This window comes from Pseudoalteromonas sp. S2893 (genome assembly GCF_005887105.1).
In the GTDB taxonomy this organism is placed as follows: Bacteria; Pseudomonadota; Gammaproteobacteria; order Enterobacterales; family Alteromonadaceae; genus Pseudoalteromonas; species Pseudoalteromonas atlantica.
The window spans coordinates 1-5,495 of the sequence record NZ_PNCY01000049.1; the positions used below are offsets into that span (position 1 = coordinate 1).

The 5,495-nt window shown below is 42.1% G+C and carries 4 protein-coding genes; all 4 read right to left on the minus strand.

Translation table 11 applies throughout. The features are described from left to right. Positions 1-1,946, minus strand: a 1,946-nt coding sequence (gene rsxC, locus CWC04_RS17500) for an electron transport complex subunit RsxC (protein ID WP_138686025.1), incomplete at its 3' end; no start/stop codon positions are given. Between the two features lie 8 nt (positions 1,947-1,954). Continuing rightward, positions 1,955-2,509, minus strand: coding sequence for an electron transport complex subunit RsxB (gene rsxB / locus CWC04_RS17505; protein WP_004589479.1), 555 nt, complete (start codon positions 2,507-2,509; stop codon positions 1,955-1,957). Between the two features lies 1 nt (position 2,510). Then, complete coding sequence (gene rsxA / locus CWC04_RS17510; RefSeq protein WP_004589478.1) at positions 2,511-3,092, minus strand: electron transport complex subunit RsxA; 582 nt, start codon at positions 3,090-3,092, stop codon at positions 2,511-2,513. A 214-nt stretch (positions 3,093-3,306) separates the two neighbouring features. Further along, positions 3,307-5,250 carry an EAL domain-containing protein gene (locus CWC04_RS17515; protein WP_138580029.1) on the minus strand — a complete coding sequence of 648 codons (1,944 nt, stop codon included), beginning with the start codon at positions 5,248-5,250 and terminating at the stop codon, positions 3,307-3,309. Positions 5,251-5,495 lie beyond the last annotated feature (245 nt).

The following is a 5,495-nucleotide window of genomic DNA, read 5'->3' on the forward strand; positions in this document are numbered from 1 at the left end:
CGAGCAATAGCAGCAGCTACCGCAGCTTTTTTATCATCAGCTGGGGCGGGCGCTTCATCGTTTTGTGGCTCTGCACTTTGCTCAGCTTTTTTAGCTTTAGCACGGGCAATAGCAGCAGCTACCGCAGCTTTTTTGTCATCAGCTGGAGCGGTTGCTTCATCGCTTTGTGGCTCAGCGCTTTGCTCAGCTTGCGCCGCTTTTTTCGCTTTAGCGCGTGCAATAGCAGCAGCTACGGCTGACTTTTTATCATCAGGTGCTGATGATGACTCGCCCTCGGCAGCTTTTTGTTCTTTATATTTACGTGCTTTTTCTTTACGTAGTGCGCGCTCTTTAGCTACTTCACTGTTATCTGGCTCTAACTCTTCACCTTGCTGTTTTTTCGCTTTGGCGCGGGCAATTGCAGCGGCTACAGCAGATTTTTCATCGCCATTCGATGATTTGCTCTTAACGCGGGCAAGGGCATCCGCTACTTTTTGTTTTTCATCTGATGTTTTTGCCGCTGGTTTACGTTTATGGCGGTTTTGACGTTCTTGTTGCTCGCGCTCTAGGCGTTCTTTACGGGCGTCAAAGCGCTCTTTTGCTCTATCGGCTTTAATTTTTTCGGCTTGCTGCTCTTTTATTTCTACTTTTGCTACGCGGTAATACTGCACCAATGGAATTTCGCTTGGGCATACATACGCACACGCGCCACATTCAATACAATCAAATAAGTTGTGCTCTTGTAATTTGTCGTATTCTTTTGATTTTGCAAACCATTGTAATTGCTGGGGTAATAACGAAGCAGGGCAGGCATCTGCACAGGCACTACAACGTATACAGGCTTTTTCAGGCCCTGGCTCTGCAAGCTCTTTATGATCGGGGGCTAAAATACAGTTGGTGGTTTTAATTACCCCAATACGCACAGTCGGTAAGGTAAAGCCCATCATCGGCCCGCCCATAACAACGCGCTGCTGGGGTACGGGTGAAAAACCTTGGCAATCAAGCAGGTGCTTAACTTCGGTGCCTAATAATGCCCATACATTACCTGCATTATGAATGGTGTTACCTGTTACTGTAACAACGCGCTCTATAAGCGGTTTACCTTCGTACACCGCTTGTTGCACAGCAAACAAAGTTCCTGTGTTGTGTACTAAAATACCAATATCGGCAGGAATACCGCCACTGGGTACTTCACGGTTTGTAAGTAATTTAATTAATTGTTTTTCGCCACCCGATGGATAAACAGTAGGCACCGTTTGAATAACAATATTGGCGTTGTGCTCTGCGGCACTTTTCATAGCCGCTATGGCTTCGGGCTTATTATCTTCAATGCCAACAATACACAGTGTCGGATTTAAAATTTGTTGCATTAACTCAATGCCTTGCACTACTTGCTTGGCATGTTCACGCATTAACACATCGTCGGCTGTTATGTATGGTTCGCACTCAACAGCATTAACAATTAAAAACTCAATAGGTTGTTTTATATCGGCTTTTACATAAGTAGGAAAGCCTGCTCCACCCATACCACTTATACCTGCTTGATGAATTATATCGACTAATTCATCGTGGCTAAGCTCACTTGGGTTAGGTGTTGGGGTTAGTTCGCACCATTGATCTTTGCCATCAGGCTCAATAATAATACTTAGCTCAGGTAAAGCCGATGGATGTGCCGAAGGCATAGAAGCAATATCTGTTATGGTGCCAGAGCTGGGCGCATGTACAGGCACAGACCAATTCGCAACGGGCACGGTAAGTGCTTGGCCTTTTAATACCTGTTGGCCTTTTTCTACAATTAATTTACCGTTAGCACCAATGTGCTGTTTAATTGGTACAACTAACTTATCAGGTAGAGGAAGCCTAGCAATACGCGCACTGTTAGAGAGTGTTTTTTGTTGTGGTGGATGCACGCCGCCCGGGAATGCCCAAACAGTGCCTTTTTTAATTTGTTCAAGTAACTTTTCCACTCAAACCTCTAATCTATTTGCGTGACAGGAATAGCATCAAGTTGCCATTTCCAGTTTTGTTTTGTTTCGGCTACAGGCAGCATATCAATGCAATCTACAGGGCAGGGCTCTACACATAAATCGCAGCCGGTACATTCTTCTATTAGTACAGTGTGCATTTGGCGTGTAGCACCGACAATGGCATCCACAGGGCATGCCTGAATACACTTAGTACAGCCTATGCACTCGTCTTCGCGAATATAGGCCACTGTTTTTATCGGCTCTGCTTGTTCGCCACCGGCAAGCGGTTTAGGCTCTACGCCCATTAAATCGGCCAGCTTTTTAACCGTTGCTTCACCGCCTGGTGGGCATTTATTAATTTCATCTCCGTTGGCAATTGCCTCAGCGTAGGGACGACAGCCCGGATAGCCACACTGGCCACACTGGGTTTGCGGTAAAATGGTATCTATTTGCTCAACAATTGGGTCGCCTTCTACACGAAAGCGAATAGCTGCAAAGCCTAAAATAAGTCCAAAAACAAGCGCTAGCGAGCCAAGCGCTATCAAGGCATACATTAAGGTCATATTAAAACTTCACTAATCCGGTAAAACCCATAAACGCCATCGACATTAAGCCGGCGGTGATCATAGCTATTGAGGCGCCTTTAAACGGGGTAGGAACATCTGCAGCAGCAAGGCGTTCGCGCAGCGCTGCAAATAATACAAGTACTAATGAAAAGCCAACGGCTGCGCCAAAACCATACACGGCCGATTGTAAAAAGGTGTGATCTTCTTTTATGTTAAGAAGCGCAACACCTAATACCGCACAGTTAGTGGTGATCAGCGGTAAAAATATACCCAGTAAACGGTATAAAGTCGGGCTAGTTTTACGCACAACCATTTCGGTAAATTGCACCACAACGGCAATCACTAAAATAAAGCTCATGGTGCGTAAAAATTCGATATCTAGCGGCGCTAAAATATATTGATTAACTAAATAGCTTGTAACAGAGGCAAGGGTAAGCACAAACGTGGTTGCTAAAGACATACCAATAGCGGTATCAAGCTTGCCTGATACACCCATAAATGGACATAAGCCTAAAAATTGTACTAATACAAAGTTATTAACTAGAACGGTTCCAATCAATAACAAGACATATTCTGTCATGTGTGCCTCGCGCTATTAAAATCCTGTGTATTATCCTTTTTTCTGCCCCGATAAACAACATATGCGAGTCGTTATCAGTTAAATAAACACAGTAAAATAATTAAGCGATCACAAAGCTGTAAAATTTATGTGATTTTAAAGTAAGCGAAAAATTAAACAGTTAAACGCAAAAAAGAGCACATGTGCTCTTTTTTACTTTCATTAAGGGTAGGTGCTAAATATCTTTAGGTTTTTCTATGTAATAACCTTGTACGCCGTCTAGGCAAAGCGTTTCTACTATGTGTTTTTCTTCTTGGCTTTCAACGCCCTCTGCAAACACACTCACACCAATGCGGTGGGCTAAATCAACCATTAGGCGCATAAAGTATTGATTGTTTTTATCATCTTCTAGGCCGCGGGTGTAACTTGCATCCATTTTAATAAAGTCTGGTTTTAAATCACGGAAAAACTTAAACGACGTTAGTCCAACACCAAAGCGTTCAACCGTTACGCGGGCACCTACGCGATGCACCATATCAATAAAACGTTTACTGGCTTTAATATTTTGCTGTAGGCCAAACTCACTTACTTCAAATACTAATTTAGAGGCTATATGCGTATCTTTTAATAAGCGGCGCTCTAACCAAATAACAAATTGATCGTTATGTGCACTTGATGCGGTTACATTCAGGCCAAAAAACTTTTCAGAGAGGTTACGGCTTTTAATTTTTTCAAGTGATGAGTCAATAATTAAGCGGTCAATTTCTATGGCCATATCGAGTTTTTCAGCCATGGCTAAAAACGAGGCCGTAGGAAGCACTTGGTTATCTTCGGTTTTAAAGCGCACTTGTATCTCTGCATACGCCTTAATACTTTTACCCAGCGGCATAATATTTTGCATTACTAAGTGAACACGTTTTGATTCAATTACTTCGTTAATCACTTTACGCCAGTTCTGGTTACCAAACCCAGCACTTACATTATTAACTAAATCGGTTTCGCGCTGCACATGCCATGCATTTACTTGCTTAGATTGCGCCATGCTCATTGCGTTATCGACAACCGATAATAGCTCACCCAGCGGTTTGCCTTTTTCGTAGCCCACAATACCTGTATTAGCCACAGAGCTTAGCTCTTGATTTTGTTGATATTGAGTAAAGCGGGATTGCAGGTTTTCACCAAAACGCTCTGCTTCTTTAAGTGGGGTATTAGGCAGTACAATGGCAAAGTCTGAGCTATTTAGCCTAAATACTTGGCTGCCGGTGTAAGTGCCGCTTATATGCTTAATTATATCCGCCACACCTTTAACGTAGTCATCACCTTTTTGGTAGCCACGGCTTTGGTTTATAGTTTGCAGCTCACTACAGCGTACAAGCGCTAACGATCCAAACGTACTGCGCTCACTGTTTTCGATGTGTTTTTCGTAATATTCAACAAACATATTACGGTTACCTAATTCGGTAATTACATCTTTATAGGCTTCTTGTTTGATACTTAGGGCAGCGTTTTGAATATCATCATTTTTATTTTTTAAAAAATGCGAAAGGCGATTAAAGCTCGGGACTAAATCTTTACCTAGCTTTTTCATTTTACTGGCATCAAGTGCGGTGTCTAAGTCGTCGCCAATTTGATTTTGGTTAATGTAAATGTCTATTACATCGGCAACGGTCATGCTGATATTTTTATTTAAGCTATGAAAAATAGACTTCATTAATATGATAGGAATAATCACTAAAAAGGCAGAAATAAATATAACTATAAATAACGAGGTTTGTAACTGCTGCGCTAAACGTTCAATGTTGAGGGTAAATTCTACTTTTATATCTGCAGCGTCGTTAACGGCAAACTGTGGGCGAACCGAATTAAAGCTAGATTGAATAAATTCAGCAAACATGGGTAGCTGGGTAGGGGAGTTAACTGAAAATACTTCAGCCCCTTGGTAGTCTCTTAGTATAAAGCTTGAAAACGTTTTACCATCGCCAATCGCTTTTTTTATACTTTCAGGCGAAAGCTCATCACTTGTTAAGCTGTTAATGTAACGTGTTACACTGGTTTGTGCTGAAGTTTGTGCTTCACTTACTGCATTATTAAAGCTTACAGATATGAAGTAGCTTCCAGCCGCAACACATACAAGCCAAGACAGGATTTGTATAAAAATAAGTTTTTTAAAGCCAGCCATGTTATCAATCTTTTAATAGTTCAAAAGGAAAGGAATCAGGTCCTTGATCATTCAACTAATAGCAACACATTAGAATAGATATTATGTTTTAGTTATAAAGCAGAAGAGTAGTGGAAAATTACTGAAATGTCTATGAAATTCTTATGATTGGCTCCCCCTCCCCGACTCGAACGGGGGACCTGCGGATTAACAGTCCGTCGCTCTAACCAACTGAGCTAAGGGGGCACCCGAATACAGTTCAACGG